General features: G+C 62.8%; 14 protein-coding genes. 7 read left to right on the plus strand and 7 right to left on the minus strand.

From position 1 onward, the window contains the following. Positions 1-147: 147 nt before the first annotated feature. From AOG28_RS03920 to AOG28_RS03945, 6 genes are all read left to right on the plus strand, one after another. Positions 148-2,982 carry a 2-oxoglutarate dehydrogenase E1 component gene (locus AOG28_RS03920; RefSeq protein WP_054555372.1) on the plus strand — a complete coding sequence of 945 codons (2,835 nt, stop codon included), beginning with the start codon at positions 148-150 and terminating at the stop codon, positions 2,980-2,982. 51 nt (positions 2,983-3,033) lie between these two features. Further along, positions 3,034-4,614, plus strand: coding sequence for a 2-oxoglutarate dehydrogenase complex dihydrolipoyllysine-residue succinyltransferase (gene odhB / locus AOG28_RS03925; RefSeq protein WP_054555373.1), 1,581 nt, complete (start codon positions 3,034-3,036; stop codon positions 4,612-4,614). A gap of 113 nt (positions 4,615-4,727) precedes the next feature. Beyond that, the gene (gene lpdA, locus AOG28_RS03930) at positions 4,728-6,167 is read left to right on the plus strand and encodes a dihydrolipoyl dehydrogenase (protein ID WP_043334000.1); all 1,440 of its coding nucleotides are present in this window, start codon (positions 4,728-4,730) and stop codon (positions 6,165-6,167) included. A 108-nt stretch (positions 6,168-6,275) separates the two neighbouring features. Continuing rightward, entirely contained in the window at positions 6,276-7,442 is a 1,167-nt protein-coding gene (gene sucC, locus AOG28_RS03935) for an ADP-forming succinate--CoA ligase subunit beta (RefSeq protein WP_043333999.1), read from the plus strand. Then, the gene (gene sucD, locus AOG28_RS03940; RefSeq protein ID WP_043333998.1) at positions 7,442-8,314 is read left to right on the plus strand and encodes a succinate--CoA ligase subunit alpha; all 873 of its coding nucleotides are present in this window, start codon (positions 7,442-7,444) and stop codon (positions 8,312-8,314) included. The genes sucC and sucD overlap by 1 nt, the downstream gene beginning before the upstream one ends. A gap of 278 nt (positions 8,315-8,592) precedes the next feature. Beyond that, positions 8,593-9,135, plus strand: coding sequence for a DUF302 domain-containing protein (locus AOG28_RS03945; protein ID WP_054555374.1), 543 nt, complete (start codon positions 8,593-8,595; stop codon positions 9,133-9,135). Positions 9,136-9,315: 180 nt separating this feature from the next. Here the strand turns inward: AOG28_RS03945 and glpQ are convergent, their stop codons facing one another. The 7 genes from glpQ to AOG28_RS03980 all read right to left on the minus strand — a co-directional run bounded on the left by glpQ (position 9,316) and on the right by AOG28_RS03980 (position 17,826). Further along, on the minus strand, positions 9,316-10,476 hold the full coding sequence (glpQ, locus tag AOG28_RS03950; protein ID WP_200906725.1) for a glycerophosphodiester phosphodiesterase: 1,161 nt from the start codon (positions 10,474-10,476) through the stop codon (positions 9,316-9,318). 134 nt (positions 10,477-10,610) lie between these two features. After that, entirely contained in the window at positions 10,611-11,615 is a 1,005-nt protein-coding gene (locus AOG28_RS03955) for a lysylphosphatidylglycerol synthase transmembrane domain-containing protein (RefSeq protein ID WP_054555375.1), read from the minus strand. Between the two features lie 63 nt (positions 11,616-11,678). Next, positions 11,679-12,521 (minus strand): DUF2334 domain-containing protein, encoded by an 843-nt coding sequence (locus AOG28_RS03960; RefSeq protein ID WP_054555376.1) that lies wholly within the window; start codon positions 12,519-12,521, stop codon positions 11,679-11,681. Next, positions 12,514-13,638, minus strand: coding sequence for a glycosyltransferase family 4 protein (locus AOG28_RS03965; protein WP_043333996.1), 1,125 nt, complete (start codon positions 13,636-13,638; stop codon positions 12,514-12,516). The genes AOG28_RS03960 and AOG28_RS03965 overlap by 8 nt, the downstream gene beginning before the upstream one ends. Positions 13,639-14,361: 723 nt before the next feature. Next, the gene (locus tag AOG28_RS03970; RefSeq protein WP_054555377.1) at positions 14,362-14,739 is read right to left on the minus strand and encodes a hypothetical protein; all 378 of its coding nucleotides are present in this window, start codon (positions 14,737-14,739) and stop codon (positions 14,362-14,364) included. Between the two features lie 290 nt (positions 14,740-15,029). Beyond that, on the minus strand, positions 15,030-16,976 hold the full coding sequence (locus AOG28_RS03975; RefSeq protein WP_054555378.1) for an exoribonuclease II: 1,947 nt from the start codon (positions 16,974-16,976) through the stop codon (positions 15,030-15,032). Between the two features lie 184 nt (positions 16,977-17,160). After that, positions 17,161-17,826, minus strand: coding sequence for an NAD(P)-binding oxidoreductase (locus tag AOG28_RS03980; RefSeq protein ID WP_054555446.1), 666 nt, complete (start codon positions 17,824-17,826; stop codon positions 17,161-17,163). A 286-nt stretch (positions 17,827-18,112) separates the two neighbouring features. Between AOG28_RS03980 and AOG28_RS03985 the strand changes: the two genes are divergently transcribed. After that, positions 18,113-19,264: an oxidoreductase gene (locus AOG28_RS03985; protein ID WP_082388214.1), complete on the plus strand. Its 1,152-nt coding sequence runs from the start codon at positions 18,113-18,115 to the stop codon at positions 19,262-19,264. Positions 19,265-19,311: the final 47 nt, after the last annotated feature.

Genomic DNA, 19,311 nt, shown 5'->3' on the forward strand with positions numbered 1-19,311 from the left:
CCGGTGCCTTGTGCACCGGCTTTTGACGATAAAAGAAGACTCAGATGGTGAAGGCCTCCATGGTTTCGCCATACAGGGCATAATCGAGTGACGCCGACAGCGCTTGTCAGGCGCCTACCCCACCCCATCAGTCAGGGTGACCGAGAGATGCAAGAAGGCACAATGGAGTTGATGTGGCGCACTTCCCATATGAGCGGGGGGAATGTCCACTACGTAGAAGATCTCTACGAGCGTTATCTTGTCGACCCGAATGAGGTTCCCGACGAGTGGCGCAACTACTTTGATACTCTGCCGCGTCATGACGGCAGCCCCTCCCAGGATGTTCCGCTAGCGCCGATCCGTGATCAGTTCTACGAGATGGGTCGCAACAGTCGCCGCCCGGTGGCTGTCTCTGCGGGCGAAAGCAGCGAGAACAAGAAGCAGGTTCGTGTTCTCCAGCTGATCAACGCCTACCGCTTCCGTGGCCACCAGAAGGCGGATATCGATCCCCTCGGTCTGCGCAAGCCGGCACCGGTACCGGACCTCGAACTGTCCTTCCATCAGCTGTCCGCCGCTGACATGGACGTCGAGTTCCAGACCGGCTCGCTGTTCCTCGGCAAGGATGTTGCACCGCTCAAGGAAATCCACGCCGCGCTGGAGCAGACCTACTGCCGCAGCATCGGCGCCGAGTTCATGCACATCGTTAACACGGAAGAGAAGCGCTGGCTGCAGCAGCGTTTCGAGTCCGTACGTTCCAAGCCGAACTTCTCACGCGATGTCCGTCATCACGTGCTGGAACGTCTGACCGCCGCCGAAGGCCTCGAGAGCTATCTCGCCAGCAAGTACCCGGGCACCAAGCGCTTTGGTCTGGAAGGCGGCGAATCCTTCATTCCGATGATGGATGAGCTGATCCAGCGCAGCGGCAAGTACGGTACCAAGGAAGTCGTGATCGGCATGGCCCACCGTGGCCGTCTCAACCTGCTGGTCAATCTGCTGGGCAAGAGCCCGTCAGAGCTGATCGAGGAATTCGATGGCAAGAAGCAGATTGCCAAGGGTTCCGGCGACGTGAAGTACCACCAGGGCTTCAGCTCGAATGTCATGACCCCGGGCGGCGAAGTCCACCTGGCGCTGGCGTTCAACCCGTCGCACCTGGAAATCGTCTCTCCGGTGGTGGAAGGCTCCGTGCGTGCCCGTCAGGACCGTCGCGAAGACAGCGAAGGCGACAGCGTACTGCCGATCTCCATCCACGGTGACGCGGCATTCGCCGGTCAGGGCGTGGTCATGGAAACCTTCCAGATGTCGCAGACCCGTGCCTACAAGACGGGCGGTACCGTGCATGTCGTCATCAACAACCAGGTGGGCTTCACCACCTCGCGTGCCGATGACGCTCGCTCGACCGAATACTGCACCGACATCGCCAAGATGGTTCAGGCGCCGATCATCCACGTCAATGGAGATGATCCGGACGCCGTGCTGCACGCCGCTCAGGTCGCCATCGACTACCGTCAGCAGTTCAAGCGTGACGTCGTGCTCGACCTCGTGTGTTACCGCAAGCGCGGTCACAACGAAGCCGACGAGCCGTCCGGTACCCAGCCGCTGATGTACGCCAAGATCAAGTCCCAGAAGACTGCCCGCGAGAAGTATGCGGATCGTCTGGTCGAGGAAGGCGTGCTCAGCGCGGAAGAGACCAAGCACCTGGTCGACCAGTACCGTGCCGACCTGGATGCCGGCAACCACGTTGCCAATGCGCTGGTGAAGCAACCCAACACCGGTCTGTTCGTCGATTGGACGCCGTACCTGGGCCACGAGTGGACCGGCGTTGCCGATACCTCGATGGACATGAAGCAGCTGCAGGCCCTCGCCAACAAGATGTGCGAAGTGCCGGACGGCATCTCGGTCCAGCGTCAGGTCAACAAGATCTACGAAGACCGTCGCAAGATGGCCGCTGGTGGCATGCCGCTGAACTGGGGCTTCGCCGAGACACTGGCCTACGCCACCCTGGTCGATGCCGACCATCCGGTGCGTATCACCGGTCAGGACGTGGGTCGCGGTACCTTCTCCCACCGTCATGCGGTGGTGCACAACCAGAAGGATGGCGACACCTACGTGCCGCTGCAGCACATCAAGGATGGTCAGGCGACCTTTACCATCCATGACTCCTACCTCTCCGAGGAAGCGGTGCTGGCCTTTGAATATGGCTATGCCACCACCATGCCCAAGGCATTGGTCGTGTGGGAAGCCCAGTTCGGTGACTTCGCCAACGGCGCCCAGGTGGTGATGGACCAGTTCATCTCCTCCGGCGAGAGCAAGTGGGGCCGCCTGTGTGGTCTGACCATGCTGCTGCCGCACGGCTACGAGGGTCAGGGCCCGGAGCACAGCTCCGCACGCCTCGAGCGTTACCTCCAGCTGTGTGCCGAGCACAACATGCAGGTATGCATGCCGACCACGCCGGCGCAGATCTATCATCTGCTGCGTCGTCAGGTCATCCGCTCTCTGCGCAAGCCGCTGGTCGTGCTGTCACCCAAGTCTCTGCTGCGTCACAAGGAAGCGACTTCCACCCTCGACGAGCTGGCCGATGGCCGCTTCGAGATGGTGCTGTCCGACAAGGGCAACCTGGAAGCTTCCAAGGTCAAGCGCGTCGTGCTGTGTGCGGGCAAGGTCTACTATGACCTGGCCGCCTATCGCGCCGAGCAGGGCCGTGAAGATGTTGCCATCATCCGTGTCGAGCAGCTCTATCCCTTCCCGAAGGAAGAGCTCCAGGCCGCCATCGCCGACTACGAGAATCTCGAGCAGGTGATGTGGTGCCAGGAAGAGCCGCTCAACCAGGGTGCCTGGTATCAGAGTCAGCACCATATGCGTCAGGTCGCTGAGCAGCACCGTCAGGGGCTTGGCATGAGCCTGGACTTCGCCGGACGCCCGGCCTCTGCGGCACCTGCCGCGGGCTACATGTCCGTTCATAACGAGCAGCAGCGCCAGCTGGTCGACGACGCCTTCAACAAGTAAAGGCTCGCGACCCGCAAGGGCACCGAGAGAGAATTGAGTTAAGGAACTCCAATGGCTATCGATATCAAAGCGCCGTCTTTTCCGGAATCCGTCGCCGAAGGCACTGTGGCGACCTGGCACAAGCAGCCCGGCGACAGCGTCGAGCGTGACGAGCTGATCGTCGAGATCGAGACCGACAAGGTCGTGCTGGAAGTCGTCGCACCGCAGGACGGCACCCTGGGCGAGATCAAGGTCCAGGAAGGCGACACCTGCAAGTCCGAGCAAGTGCTGGGCTCCATCGGTGATGCAGACGCCGCTGCGTCTTCTGACGCCAAGGACGACTCCGCCGCTGAAGAGAGCAAGGACGACGCCAAGGCCGAAAGCAAGCCGGCCGCCGGTGGCGAAGGCAAGACGCTGGAAGTCAAGGCACCGAGCTTCCCGGAATCCGTTGCCGAAGGCACCGTCGCCACCTGGCACAAGAAGGTCGGTGAAGCCTGTGAGCGCGACGAGCTGATCGTCGAGATCGAGACCGACAAGGTCGTGCTGGAAGTCGTGGCTCCGGCCGACGGCGCCCTGAGCGAGATCAAGGTCGAGGAAGGCGATACCTGCGAGACCGAAGCCGTGCTGGCACTGTTCAGCGCTGGTGCTTCCGGTGGCGCCGCGCCGGCCGCTGAGGCAAGCGACGACAAGTCCGGCTCTGACGAAGGTCAGGACGAGAAGGTCGGCGACAAGATCCTCGCCCCGGCAGCGCGCAAGATGGTGGCCGAGCACGATCTGGACGTCAGCAAGCTGGTCGGTACCGGCAAGGGCGGTCGCGTGCTGAAGGAAGACGTGGCCAAGGCCGTCAAGGAAGGCACTGCGGCCAAGTCCGCTGCCAAGCCGGCTGCCAAGTCCGGCGCTTCCAAGTCTGATGCCAAGGCCGCGCCGAAATCTGCACCGACCTTCGAGGGCGAGCGTCCCGAGAAGCGCGTGCCGATGAGCCGCATGCGTCAGACCATCGCCAAGCGTCTGGTCAATGCCCAGCAGACTGCCGCCATGCTCACCACTTACAACGAAGTGGACATGAGCGCGGTGATGGAACTGCGCAAGCAGTACAAGGACACCTTCCAGAAGGTGCACGACACCAAGCTCGGCTTCATGGGCTTCTTCGTCAAGGCGGCCACCGAAGCGCTCAAGCGCTTCCCGGACGTCAATGCCTCTATCGACGGCACCGACATCGTCTACCACGGTTACCAGGACATCGGTGTTGCCGTGTCTTCCGACCGCGGTCTGGTCGTGCCGGTGCTGCGTGATACCGACAGCATGAAGCTCGCCGATGTCGAAAAGACCATCGTCGACTTCGGTCAGCGTGCCCGTGCCGGCAAGCTGGGCATCGATGAGATGCAGGGCGGTACCTTCACGATCACCAACGGCGGCATCTTCGGTTCCCTGATGTCCACCCCGATCCTGAATCCGCCGCAGACCGCCATTCTGGGCATGCACAAGATCCAGGAGCGTCCGATGGCCGTGAACGGTCAGGTCGTCATCCGTCCGATGATGTATCTGGCACTGTCCTACGATCACCGCATGATCGATGGCAAGGATGCAGTCCAGTTCCTCGTCGCCATCAAGGACCTGCTGGAAGATCCGGCTCGTTTCCTGCTCGACGTCTGAGACCGCAATGTCTCACGTCCTTGAGGATCTCGAGGGCGTGAGCGGCCCCGGCGGGTGGCACTGACACTCGCCGGGTTGCCAACCCGAATCGAACTGCACCAACAGGAAGAGACATGGCCGATAAATTTGATGTGATCGTCATTGGCGCTGGCCCTGGTGGCTATGTTGCCGCTATCCGCGCTGCTCAGCTGGGTCTGAAGACCGCCTGCGTCGAGAAGTGGGTCAACAAGGAAGGCAAGGTCGTTCACGGCGGTACCTGCCTGAACGTCGGCTGCATTCCGTCCAAGGCATTGCTGGAAACCTCGCACAAGTACGTCGAAGCGCGTGATGAATTCGCCGAACTGGGCATCAAGGCCGACGGCGTCGAGATCGACGTGGCCAAGATGATCGAGCGCAAGGCGCAGATCGTGAAGAACCTGACCGGCGGTATCTCCGGTCTGTTCAAGGCCAACGGTGTCACCGCGTTGGAAGGTACCGGCAAGGTGCTGCCGAACAAGCAGGTCGAAGTGACCGATCACGACGGTGGCAAGGCGACCTACGAAGCCGAGAACATCGTCATCGCGTCCGGTTCCGTGCCGGTCGAGATTCCGCCGACGCCGCTGACCGAAGGTCTGATCGTCGATTCCACCGGCGCGCTCGAGTTCGACGAAGCGCCGAAGCGTCTGGGTGTCATCGGTGCCGGTGTCATCGGTCTCGAGCTCGGTAGCGTGTGGAGCCGTTGCGGTTCTGAAGTCACCGTGCTGGAAGCGGTCGACAGCTTCCTGCCGATGGTCGATGCGGCCGTCGCCAAGGAAGCCCAGAAGCTGCTCAAGAAGCAGGGTCTGGACATCAAGCTCGGCGCCCGTGTGACCGGTTCCGACATCAAGGACAGCGAAGTCGTCGTCAAGTACACCGACGCCAACGGCGAACAGGAACAGACCTTCGACAAGATCATCGTCGCGGTCGGCCGTCGTCCGTACACCCAGAGCCTGCTCGACAGCGATGTGGGCATCAATCTGGACGAGCGTGGCTTCATCCACGTCGACGACCAGTGCGCGACCAGCGTGCCGGGCGTCTACGCCATCGGCGACGTGGTGCGTGGCCCGATGCTGGCGCACAAGGCCTCTGAAGAGGGCGTGATGGTTGCCGACATCATCGCTGGCCACAAGGCCGAGATGAACTACGACGCCATCCCGAGCATCATCTACACCTTCCCGGAAGTGGCGTGGGTCGGCAAGACCGAACAGCAAGCCAAGTCCGAAGGCATCGAAGTCAAGACCGGCAGCTTCCCGTTCGCGGCAAGCGGTCGTGCCATGGCCAACAATGCCACTGAAGGTCTGGCCAAGATCATTGCCGACGCTGAGACTGATCGCGTCCTGGGCGTTCACATCATCGGCCAGCATGCCGGTGAGCTGATCGCACAGGGTGTGACTGCCCTCGAGTTCGGCGCAAGCGCCGAAGACCTCGCACTGATCTGCACGGCTCACCCGACACTGTCGGAAGCCGTGCACGAAGCCGCGCTGGCCGTTGACGGGCATGCGATTCACATCGCAAACCGCAAGAAGCGCAAGTAAGCGTCCTTCCGAACAAGAGGCGCGTCGCCCCGGCCAGGCCGGGGCGAACGGTGGCAGTGGCATCTTGCGACTGCCGTTCGAGTCTAATGCAACCAATGGCATGACACGATGAACCTTCACGAATATCAGGCAAAACAACTTTTTGCCGACTATGGCCTGCCGGTGTCCAAGGGCTTTGCCGTTGACACCCCGGAAGACGCTGCTGAAGCGTGCAAGAAGATTGGCGGCGACAAGTGGGTCGTCAAGGCACAGGTCCACGCAGGTGGCCGCGGCAAGGCTGGCGGCGTCAAGCTGGTCGACAGCGCACAAGCCGCTTCCGACTTCGCGACCCAGTGGCTGGGCAAGAACCTGGTGACCTACCAGACTGACGAAAACGGTCAGCCGGTCACCAAGATTCTCGTCGAGAACTGCACCGACATCGCCGAAGAGCTGTACCTGGGCGCCGTCGTTGACCGCACCACTCGTCGCATCGTCTTCATGGCTTCCACCGAAGGCGGCGTGGAAATCGAGAAGGTTGCTGAAGAGACGCCGGAAAAGATCCTGAAAGCCGAGATCGATCCGCTGGTCGGCGCACAGCCGTACCAGGCGCGTGAACTGGCCTTCAAGCTGGGTCTGAACCCGACCCAGATCAAGCAGTTCACCAAGATCTTCCTGGGTCTGGCGAAGATGTTCGCCGACAAGGATTTCGCGCTGCTGGAAATCAACCCGCTGGTCATCACCGACGAAGGCAACCTCCACTGCCTCGACGGCAAGATCAACATCGACGCCAACGCCGTCTACCGTCACCCGGACCTGCAGGCGATGCACGATCCGTCTCAGGAAGACGAGCGTGAAGCGCATGCTGCCAAGTTCGAACTGAACTACGTTGCCCTCGACGGCAACATCGGCTGCATGGTCAACGGCGCAGGCCTGGCGATGGGCACCATGGACATCGTCAACCTGTCTGGCGGCAAGCCGGCCAACTTCCTCGACGTGGGTGGCGGTGCTACCAAGGAACGCGTTGCAGAAGCATTCAAGATCATCCTGTCCGACGACAACGTCAAAGCTGTTCTGGTGAACATCTTCGGCGGCATCGTGCGTTGTGACATGATCGCCGAAGGCATCATCGGTGCCGTCGAGCAGGTCGGTGTCAACGTGCCGGTCGTGGTGCGTCTGGAAGGTAACAACGCTGAACTCGGCGCCAAGAAGCTGGCCGAAAGCGGTCTGAACATCATCGCTGCTACCAGCCTGACTGACGCGGCGCAGCAGGTTGTCAAAGCTGCGGAGGGCAAGTAATGAGCATTTTGATCGACAAGAACACCAAGGTGATCTGCCAGGGCTTCACTGGCGGCCAGGGTACCTTCCACTCTGAACAAGCCATCGCCTACGGCACCAAGATGGTCGGTGGCGTGACGCCGGGCAAGGGTGGTCAGACTCACCTGGGCCTGCCGGTGTTCAACACCGTCGCCGAAGCCGTTGCCGAGACTGGCGCTGAAGCGTCCGTCATCTACGTGCCGGCACCGTTCTGCAAGGATTCCATCCTTGAAGCGGCCAATGCAGGCATCAAGCTGATCGTCTGCATCACCGAAGGCGTGCCGACTCTCGACATGCTGGAAGTCAAGGTCAAGTGCGACGAGCTGGGCGCGCGCGTCATCGGTCCGAACTGCCCGGGTGTCATCACTCCGGGTGAGTGCAAGATCGGTATCATGCCGGGTCACATCCACCAGCCGGGCAAGGTCGGTATCGTGTCTCGTTCCGGCACCCTGACCTACGAAGCCGTCAAGCAGACCACTGACCACGGTTTCGGCCAGTCCAGCTGTGTCGGCATCGGCGGCGACCCGATCCCGGGTTCCAACTTCATCGACATCCTCGAGATGTTCGAGAAGGACCCGAAGACCGAAGCCATCGTCATGATCGGCGAGATCGGCGGTTCTGCTGAAGAAGAAGCTGCTGCCTACATCAAGGCGAACGTCACCAAGCCGGTCGTCTCCTACATCGCTGGTGTGACTGCGCCTCCGGGCAAGCGCATGGGCCATGCAGGCGCCATCATCTCTGGCGGCAAGGGTACTGCCGACGAGAAGTTCGCGGCTCTGGAAGCAGCTGGCGTCAAGACTGTGCGTTCACTCGCGCAGATCGGCGATGCCATCAAGGAAGTCACTGGCTGGTAAGCCATTGATCTCCTGACAGCGATCGGCGTCAAGCGGATCGCATGTCACCGAAAGGGCAGGCCCACAGGGCCTGCCCTTTTTTCGTTTCTGGCCGCCACCAGTCGCTCCCAAACGCAGCCGGTGGCGCAGGCGAGGGGAGAGGTGTTTCAGCTGATGCAGGCGGGGCAGGTGCGTTCATATCAAGCAGTTGCTAATCTGATGACTGTTCATTGGCACCTGACCAAGCGACACGTGCAGATGCCCCACGGCGCAACACGACTCACTGATAAGGATGTTCCATGCTCAAGTCATTCCCCGCCCTTACGCGCTCCGCGCGCCTGCTGGCGTTGCTGTCCCTGCCTTTGGTTGCAGGCATGCCGCTGTCTGCCAGTGCAGATTCCGGCGCGGCGGCAGCCTCCGCCCCTGAAGCTTCAGCGAGCATGCAGGTGCCTGCCAAGGGCATCGAGTCGGTGACCAGCCGTGATGATGTCGCCTCCGTCCAGGCGCGTCTCGAGACGGCGCTCAAGGCCAAGGGGCTGACGCTGTTCAGCGTCATCGATCATGAGGCGGGAGCCGAGAAGGTCGGCATGGAGCTGCCCGCGACGCATACCGTCATCTTCGGCAATCCCAAGGTGGGCACCCTGTTGATGCAGTGCAACGGGGCGGCCGCCCTGGACCTGCCGCAGAAGATGCTGATTCGCGCCGTGGAGGGCGGCAGCGTGATCGAGTGGAATGACCCGCAGTACATGGCCAATCGTCATGATCTGGGCGACTGCAAGCTGCCGCTGGACAAGATCGCCGGGCTGCTCAAGGGGCTGGCCGCCGAAGCGGCGGGTCAATGAAGGCAGCGCTCATCACGTGTCGATGCTGATATCGTGAACTGACAGCGAGCGCTGACGATCAGGCAGGACGAAAAAGCCGGACTCCTCATGGAGCCCGGCTTTTTGATGTTCCCCTGCCAAGGATTGACTGTCTTGCAGGGGAGCTTGCAGGCAGGGCTTGCAGGGCTGCTCGTAGAGCTCTTACAGAGCATCACCGTGCTGCTTCAGCCACTGCACGGCGCGGTCCGGGTAGTCAGTGAAGACACCATCGACCTTGGCGTCGACGAAGAAGGCGCGCAGCATGTCGTCGTAATCGCTGGCCCAGTCCGGGATGCGCCCTTCATCGAGGCGGAAGGTGTAGGGCATCACGATCAGGCCCTGCGCATGGGCTTCCTCGACCATTGCTGTGACCTTGATGTCGTCCCGGGTCGAGCTGTCCTCGATCACCATCGGCTTCCACGGCCCGATGCCATCGGCGTAGGTGGCGATGCGCTGCATGCCGCCCTCCTGATACATCCAGTCATAGTCGTAGGGCTCAAGCTTGCCAGCCGCATCCGGCTGGAAGGTCATGTCCCAGCTGGTCTCGCCCATCAGCTGCACCAGACGCAGGTCCATCTCCAGTTCGGGCTGCAGCGTGTCGTGGATGCGCTTGAGGCCATTGGGATCGAAGACCTGCACGACGGCATTGTCATCCTGCGCGACGTAGCCGTAGTGCTTGAGGGTCTCGAGCACGGCTCGCGAGACCTGCTTGCCTTCCGACTGGTGGAACCAGGGCGCCTTGATCTCCACATACAGGCCGACATCGCGTCCGGTGGAGTGATTCAGGCCCTGAATCATCTCGATCTCTTCACTCAGGGTGTGCAGTCCGAAGTGCGACTTGCCCAGCGGGAAGCGCTCAGGGTAGTCGGCGACCTGCTCGCCATCCTTGACGGTGAAGCCCTCGCTGAACGACAGCTGGCGCAGCTCATCCAGCGTGAAGTCGATGGCGTAGTAGCGGCCATCATCACGCGCACGCTCGGGGAAGACCTCGGCGACATTGGTCACGCGGTCCAGGAAGCGGTCGTGCAGCACCACCAGCTGGTCATCCTTGCTCATCACTACATCCTGCTCGAGGAAGTCGGCGCCCTGGGCGTAGGCCATCGCCTTGGCCGCGAGGGTGTGCTCCGGCAGGTAGCCCGAGGCACCCCGGTGGGCGACCACGACCTTGTCGGTGCCATGGCCGGGGTCGATGCTGCGCAGGGGCCTGTCATCAGCGAGTGCCGCTGAGGTCGAGGTGGCCAGCAGCGAGCCGACCACGCCCATCATGGCCAGCGGACGGCGAATGCGGGCGGAAGTCGGGTGACGTTGGGAAGGATGCGGCATGTGAGATCACCTTGAGCTGTGGTTATTGTATGGCCGTTCAATAAAGCCGCCTGCCAACATAACAAAGTCTTATTCATATGGCGATGATCAAGTGTTTTTCATGATGAAGCCTGCAGCACTGCTCGGTCATCCTGTCATGTGGCTGCCGAGCGACGCTTGAGCAAGCTTCCCAGCATGCTGCGTCCCGCCATCACGAAGAACACCGGAGCGCCGGCGATCAGGTAGAAATAGAAGGTCACCGCTCGCCAGATCACCACGGCAGCTGCGGCACTGGCGGCGCCGATCATCGGGCTGAGCAGGGCAGTGGAGGACAGCTCCGCACCTCCGGCACCGCCGGGCAACAGCGTCAGCTGGCCCGCCGCCAGCGAGAGCATCTGCACGATGAAGGTCCAGCTCCAGTCGATGTCCTGCCCCAGTCCGGACACGGCCAGATAGAGGATCGAGTAGCGCAGCAGCCAATGGGCACAGCAGAGCAGGAAGATCAGGCTCAGCGTCAGGCGCGGCAGGGCGAGCGTCTCGACCAGCGCATGGCGGAAGTGGATCAGGCCCCGCGCCAGCTTGATGCGTGAGCGATGGCGTACCTTGAGCCAGCGCAGCAGGCGTCCGCTGGTCTTGAGCAGGCGCCGATGATGCTTGCCCAGCGCGGCCAGCAGGCCAAAGCCGATGATCAGCAACAGCGCCGGCACGGCCAGCATCCACCCCAGGCGCAGGTCGATGGTATGCGAGAGGGCGTAGAGCCCGATGCTGGCCAGTGCCGAGAGGAAGAACAGCATGTCGGTGATCTGATCGACCGCGAATACCGCCGTGGCCTGCGCCGGGCGCACCCCCTGACGTGACAGCAGCCCCATCAGGGTAAGCGGACCGCCACTGCCGCCGGGGGTGGCGCTGATGGCGAACTCGGTCGCCATCACCATGCCGACGGCGCGCCGTTGCCCCAGGTGACCGCCACGCCCGGCCAGCAGCAGACGCAACCGCCCGGCGTTCAGGTTCCAGCACATCACGATCATGCCCAGCATCAAGAGGAAGGTGTCGAGGGGGAACTGGCGCAACTGGCCGCCCAGTCCGCTGCCGCCCAGCACCAGCGGTATCGCGATGACCATCACAAGGCCAGCACCCAGTAACCAGAGGGCACGATTCATGGCAGATTCCCGCAGCGGGTTGTCACAAGGCCCATACGACGGGACTCATCAGGTGGGTGGGTCTCAGGCAGCACTGTGGGCCGCCTGGTGCGAGTTCAGTTGCGTCGTGTCAGACGTGGCGGGGGTGAGCAGCCCCTGCTGGGTCAGCCAGCCGATCTTGGTCATCGGCAGGCGCCCTTCATCGAGCAGGCGCTCGACCAGCGTCAGCCAATACTGGCGTGAGCGTGCATGACGCATGTCGACCGGATGCAGGCCTAGACGCAACACCGGCGCCTGTTGCTCGCGGCTCAGCTTGCGCTGCGTCACCCACTGCGACATCAGGCGGCGTGGCGCGGAGCGTGCGCTCCACACGAGTCCGGGCGCATCGATGACCGTGAAGTCGGGCAGCCGATAGAGATGTTGGGGGTCGCTGGTGTAGCGGAAGTCGAGGGACTTCAGCGCCTTGCGAGTGCCGTCACTCATCAGCCAGGCAGGGGCCACGAAGCCGTCCAATGGCCAGCCGAGACGCTTGAAGAGTGCGGCACCTTCCCGCAGGCGTCGTCTGGCTTCGGCCTCATCGAGGGGGTAGAACTCGCCCTCCCAGGTCAGTACGCGGCGCATCAGGTAATCGCGCGGGGTGCGGGGGGCTGGCGCGTCATCGCAGTGATGGAAGCCATGCAGGGCAAGCTCGTCCCCCTGTTGGCGGCGAGAGTCCAGCAGGGCGATGAATTCCGGAGCGTCTTCCAGGGCGCTGCGATGATGGAAGTCAGGCACCACCAGCCAGGTGATCGGGCAGGGATGGTTCAGGCGTGCCTGGCAGAGGGCATCCACCTCGGCGACGAAGTCCCGGTAGTCGGTCCAGGTCTCGGGCGCGACATCATGCAGGACCAGCAGAAAGTGCTGCTTGGCAGCCGGCGATTCAGCCATGGGTCACCTCCTCGAGTACCGGTTGCATGCGAGTCCCGGTGACCGCGTGATAATGCCCGAGCAAGCCATCCACGACACGGTCCCAGGCGTGGTGCTTCTCGACATGCCGCCGCGCTTGACGACCCAGTGCGGCGGGGTCGTTGGCGAAGACTTCCTGCACGGCACGCGCCATGGCATGCGGCGAGTGTGGGTTGCACAGCTGACCGCAGCCCAGTGGCACATTCTCGGCAAGCGCGCCGGCGCGTGCCGCCACCACCGGCGTGCCGCAGGCCATGGCTTCCAGTACCACCAGACCGAAGGTTTCCTGGGTGCCGGCATGCAGCAGCACATCCACCGAGGCCACCAGGCGCGCCACTTCGGTGCTGCTGCAGAAATGCCCGGTCACGCTGACATTATCGGGCAGATGTCGCGGCATGCCCGAGCCGATCAACAGCAGATGGTAGTCGGGGCCGAGCAGGCGAGCGGCCTCCAGCAGCTCATCCAGATTCTTCTCGCGTGAGCCGCGGCCGGCGAAGGCCAGCAGGCGCACGTGGTCTTCCAGACCAAGCTCGCGGCGCAGGCTCTCATCGCGGCAGTCAGGGTGGAAGGTGGAAAGATCGACACCGAGTGGCTGGATATGGACATTGTCGACGCCAAGTCGGTCGAGTCGGTCGGCCATCACCTGGCTGGGGGCCAGCACGCGGTCAAAGTGGCGATAGAGGCGTTTGACGTAGCGATCGACGTTGGCCCCTGACCACTCGCCCAGGCGATTGGTGATCAGGCGCGGCAGGTCCGAGTGATAGAAGCCCAGCACCGGGACATCGAGCTTGCGACCGGCATCGAGTGCTGCCCACGCCGTGACGTAGGGGTCGCCGGCCTCGATGACATCCGGCTGCAGTGCCAGCAGCGTGCTGACCCAGCCGCCCCGGCGCAGGGGGAAGCGATAGCCGTTGCCGAAGGGAATGGGCGGTGCCGGCACGCTGTAGAGATCATCACTGACACTGGTGGTCTCGCCGGGGACCAGCAGGCTGTGACGAACATCGGGCCGCGTCCGCAGACGTCGTCGCTTGGCTTCCAAGTAGGTTCTGACCCCGCCACTGGAGGGGGCATGGAACATGGTCATGTCAGCGATATGCACACGGACTCCTCAAGACCGCTTTACCGGTCGTGCGCGATGAAGATGAATCCCGACGTCACTGCCCGCCATGGCTGCCTTGTCGTGCTTCAGGGTGTTCCCGGGTGCTTGAGAAAGACGCAATCGAGCACGCAGATTCCAGCAAGCCAGTGGCATTGACGAACGAGCCTCTGGTCAAGTCATGGGGGGAACCCGACGTGAAACCAAGGGCACGAGGCATGACATGCGGTGTCGCGCGTGACGAGACGCCTCGCCACGCGATGTTCCACACTGCGGCTGGCAATGACGTTACATCAGGAGATGACTGTTCTGTGTGACAACAGGGAACAATGTTGGTGCGATGCGCTCCCGCTCTCGGACATTTGTCATCAAGCTCTTGGCATCACGCCCCTGGCATCAGGCTCCTGGCATCAGGTTTACTGCGAGGGAGGAAGAAAGGCGTTTCGCCATGCTGGCGTGCTCCAGCAGGGAGTGCGGCAGCTGGCCTCTGGTCAGTGCTGCGCAAGAGAAGCCATACGACTGGCAAAAAAAGACCCTGTCCGGAGCCACCGGACAGGGCAAGTGCGTGCACTACAGGAATACAGGGGGCGACAGGGGGGAGGGTCGCCGGAGCGGGCATTGCAGGGTCTAGCAGAGGATCGACTCAGTCATGTCTGGCATCCGTGCCTGGTGTTGCATGGGGTCCTGGCATCGTTATCTGTCCTGATGGAGGGAGATCGGGCGTCATCACGCCAGTCCATGCTGGGACAGGTGCAGGGCGCTGGGCATTGCCTGGCCAAGCTCCTGCGAGAAGGCGGCTTCCGGCTCGGCTGGGCGCTGGCTGGCGAGCAGCACAAGGCTCAGCAGCAGGCCGGCGGCCAGCAGCAGACGGTTGCGGGTGCGGCGACGATCACGTTCCAGCAGCATCGCGACGTGTTCCATCGCTTCACGTTGAATCTCACGCTGGCGCTCCGGAGAGGTGGAGTTGCCTTCCGAGCTTCTGCCTGAGCTGCTGTCTGCTGCGGCGTCGACGCGGGCGTAGCTCATGGCCGGGTGACGAACGATGGCGGCATGCTCGGCCAGGTGACGCAGTGAGGTAGCTGCAGTGGAGCGATGAGTTTTCATTTCCGGGTCCTCGCATGGACGAACTTCATCAGGGACAGGCTTCAGTCATTCGCGCTTGGTCAATCCAGTAACGCTGCAGCAGTGAAAGCAGATGTCGTGTGTCGATGTGAGGAGTATAGCGTGAGCTTCTGTTTCACAAAATTACAATTTCTCACGCTTGGTACACGCACCGTATACGTAATGCACGAGAACGAAAAACGCCCCGGGCGCAGAGCGCTCCGGGGCGTAGATGGCCGTGGCAATTGCCTGTGATGACAAGGCAGTTACATACGGCAGTGGTGGGTCGCGGCTTATTCGGCCGGACGACCTACCAGTGAACGACGCTCTTCACGGGCTTCGGTCAAGGAGACCTTGATGATGTCGCCCAGTGAGTAACGCAGCTCGTCTTCGATGCGCACGCGGCCTTCCTTGTCATCGATCGCGACCTTCTTGCGATCGCTGTGGATCAGCGGTGCCGGAATGAAGACGCTGGCGCCATTCTCTTCCAGACGCACGCGCATGCCGCCACGACGGATGTCGATGATCTCGCCAGTGAAGACCTGCTGTTCTTCGGCGGCCTTGGTCAGGTAGCGCACGTAGAGCCAGTCCTTCACATCGCGCTCGGCCATGCGGTTGAGACGACGACGTTCGCTGAGGTGCTCGGTCAGCTGCTCGGTGGCTTCCGCCGGCACGTCCTGGCCGAGAATCACGCGCTTGATCAAGCGGTGGTTGACCATGTCGCCGTACTTGCGGATCGGCGAGGTCCAGGTCGCGTAGGCTTCCAGACCCAGACCGAAGTGCGGTCCCGGCTGAGCGGACATCACGGTGTAACCCTGGAAGCGACGCATGCGCACGTCCAGCCAGGTGTCTTCGCGGCTGTCCAGCTCCTGACGGATCAGGCGGTAGCCTTCCAGGCTGCCCAGCTGTTCCGGCGTGGCGGTGATGTTCTGACCAGCCAGGAACTCGATGGTGTCGTCGTACTTCTCCGGCGCGAAGCCCTGGTGCACGTTGAAGATACCGTGACCGATGTGCTTGGAGAGCAGACGTGCGCAGCTCAGGTTCGCGGTGATCATGGATTCTTCGATCATGCGATTGCTGATGCGGCGGTGGTCGGCACGTACGTTGAGCACGTTACCTTCCTCATCCAGCTCGAACTCGAAGTCCGGACGCTCGCGGAAGACCTGGGAATTGCGTGCACGCCAGGCGATACGCGCCTGGGTGAAGGCTTCCAGCTGACGCAGACCTTCGGCCAGCTCTTCGGTTTCCGGCTTCCAGCTGCCTTCCTTGCCTTCGATCCAGTCGGAGACGTTGTCGTAGGTCAGGCGGTGGTGGGAGCGCATGGTGGCCGCGAAGAACTTCGGCTCGCCGATCACGCCATCGGTATCGATGTCGACGATGCACATCAGCGTCGGACGGTCTTCACCTTCCTTCAGCGAGCACAGGTCGTCGGCCAGGATTTCCGGCAGCATGGTGACGTTCTGGCTCGGCAGGTAGACGGTGAAGGAGCGCGTGCGCGCCTCTTCGTCGACACGGCTGCCTTCCGGCACGTAGGCGGTCGGGTCCGCGATGGCGATGCTCAGGGTCCAGCCGCCTTCCGGGCGCTCGACGATGTGCAGGGCGTCATCCATGTCACGCGTCTTCTCACCATCGATGGTGAAGAAGGGCACGTGGGTCATGTCTTCGCGAGTCAGGCCTTCCTCGAGCAGCGGCCAGTCAGTGCCGCCCTCCGGAGAGGCCTGTTCCAGCGCGTGACGCGCCAGGGTGACGCGCCACGGCACACGCGGGTTGTCCACGGTGGCGATGACTTCCTCGATCTGGGCGAAGAAGCTGCGGTCGTCCTTGCGCATCGGATGACGCAGCAGACGTGCCACGACCCAGTCGCCATCATTGAGGGCTTCCTCATTGATGCCACGCTTCACGCGCGCTTTCATGCGCGTGTTGATGGAGGGGTGGTCCGGCATCACGTTCAGGCGGCCATCACGCTTGCCGACACGAGCGACGAAGCGATCGACACCCGTCTCAATCAGCACTTCCGGCTGTACGGACTTCTTCTCACCTTCCACCTTGACGGTCGCTTCGACGGTATCGCCGTGCAGTACCTGCTTCATGGCGGGTGGCGGCACGAAGTAAGACTCGCCGTCCTCGCATTCGAGGAAGCCGAAGCCCTTGTCGGTGCCTTTGATCACCCCCGTGACACGGGGAATTTCCTGGCGGATTTGATCTTTCAGCTGCGCCAGCAGCGAATTGTTCTGCAGCATTTCGGAAGTTCTGTTGGCGGGGTCAGTGGCTCACTATACGGACATGGAGCATGGGGGGAAAGCTACCAGATGGCCCAACGCCCGCGCGGGCTGCGCGCAGGCATGGATGAGTGGCAGGTCAAGCGTGGGCAAGCCTGGCGAAAGCGACCTGCCAGTGCGCTTTGCCACAGGCTCAGGCGCGCACTCAGTCGGCGGTCGTCGTGGCGTTCAGCAGACCCGAAACCGGCGTATCACCGTCGAACAGGGTGAAGATGGGCGCCTTGCGATGACGGCCACCGATCTCGCGGGCCTTGATCAAGCCAAGCAGGAACTCGGCGACATTGGCGCGCGAGACCTGCATCTTGTCGGAGTCATCGGCGTTCTGGGTCAGCTTGCCGCTGCCGCTCTCGTTGGTGAGACGGCCGGGCTTGACGATGACGTGACGCAGGCCACTCTCGGCGAGGCACAGGTCAGCGGCCTTCTTGGCCGCGAAGTAGGGGCGCATCGCCGCCGGACCGGCCAGCGGTGTCTCGGAGCGGATCGAGCTGACCTGGATCACGCGCGACAGCCCGAATTCGGCGGCCAGCTCCGCGGTGCGCATCGCACCGTGCAGGTCGATGGTCAGTGTCTTGTCCGGGCCGGTATTCGGGCCGGAGCCCGCGACGAACACCGCCTGATCGCAGCCATAGAAGGCCTGGCGCATCTCGCCTTCCAGATCGCCCAGAACCGTCGGGATGCTGCGTTCATGGAACCAGCTCTGCTGCTCGGTCGAGCGGATCATCGCCACGACGGGTTCGCCGGCGGCCTGAGCCTTCTCGCAGAGTTGACGACCGATCTTGCCGTTGGCACCGATGATGAGCGTCTTGCGCATGCTGTCTGCTCCTTCGCGAATCAAATGGCGAGGCGGCTGGCGAGTGATATTGCCACTCATTGCCACGCCTCTCCTGGTACAGCAAGGTCTGCGGGCTGAGCCACGAGACTTCAAGGGGACTGCTGTTCGATGGCGGGCATTACGCGGCGACTCGCTCGCGGGATGAAGTCTGCGATGGACAAGCATTAAAGGCGGCTGTCATCTCTGTCTGTGGCACGGGAGCCTTGCTAGGATGGCGCTGCCAGGCACGACTCCCTCAAGATTGCGCCAACGACAAGGATGCCCGATGAGCCGCATAGCCCACCCCGCCACTGATGATCACAGCGACACCGCCGCATGGCACGGCGCCGCCTTCCCCTCCGAGAGCGCGATCCGGGTCGGGCTGATCGGTTATGGCATGGCGGTGCGTACCTTCCACGCACCCTTGATCGAGGCCACGGACGGGCTGGCGCTGGTGGCGCTGTCCACTTCGCGGCCCGAGGTCGTCAGGGCCGAGCGTCCGCAACTGGAGGTGGAGGCCACCCCGGAGGCCTTGCTTGCGCGTGACGATATCGATCTGATCATCATCGCGACGCCCAACGAGACCCACGCCCCGCTGGCCTCTGCGGCGCTGGCGGCAGGCAAGCATGTGGTCGTCGACAAGCCCTTCACGGTGACGCTTGAAGAAGGCGAGGCCCTGACCCGCCAGGCCGAGCAGGCCGGACGGGTGCTGGCGGTATTTCACAATCGGCGCTTCGATGCCGACTTCCTGACGCTGGCGGAATTGATCAACGACGGCACGCTGGGGCGCATCGCGCATCTGGAATCCCACTTCGACCGCTTCCGCCCGACGGTGCCGAACCGCTGGCGTGAGCAGGCACTGCCCGGCAGCGGCCTGTGGTATGACCTCGGCCCGCACCTGCTGGATCAGGCGCTGTGCCTGTTCGGCGAACCGAACGCCATCCAGCTCACGCGTCGCGCCCAGCGCGAAGGCGCGGTGACCGATGATTTCTTCCACGCCGTGCTCGATTACGCCCACCATCCAAGGCACCCCGGTCTGGTGGTGGAGCTGCACGCCAGTGCACTGACGGCGGCGCCGACGGCACGCTTCGCCGCGCACGGTACCCGTGGCAGCTATGTGGTGTTCGGGCTCGACCCTCAGGAAGATTGCCTCAAGGCTGGTGACTGGCCCTCGCGTGACCCGCAGGAGCGCCAGGCGCGCCAGTGGGGGCGGGATGCGCGTCCCGGAATGCTGACTGTGCTGGAGGCCGACCCGGACGGCGCCGAAGGCGAGCAGGTGCTGGTGGGCGGCACCCATCAGGGCCGCGATGGCGACTATCCGGCTTGGTACGCGGGGCTGCGCGACTGCATTCGTGGCCAGGGCGGCAATCCGACCTCGCCCCATGAGGCACTGCGCGTGATGAAGTGGCTGGAGGCCGGCATCGCCAGCGAAGGCTGAAACCATCGAAGACTAAAACCATCGAAGGTGAGATGACTCACGAAAGA

Origin of the sequence: Cobetia sp. UCD-24C, assembly GCF_001306765.1 — a bacterium.
GTDB lineage: Bacteria > Pseudomonadota > Gammaproteobacteria > Pseudomonadales > Halomonadaceae > Cobetia > Cobetia amphilecti.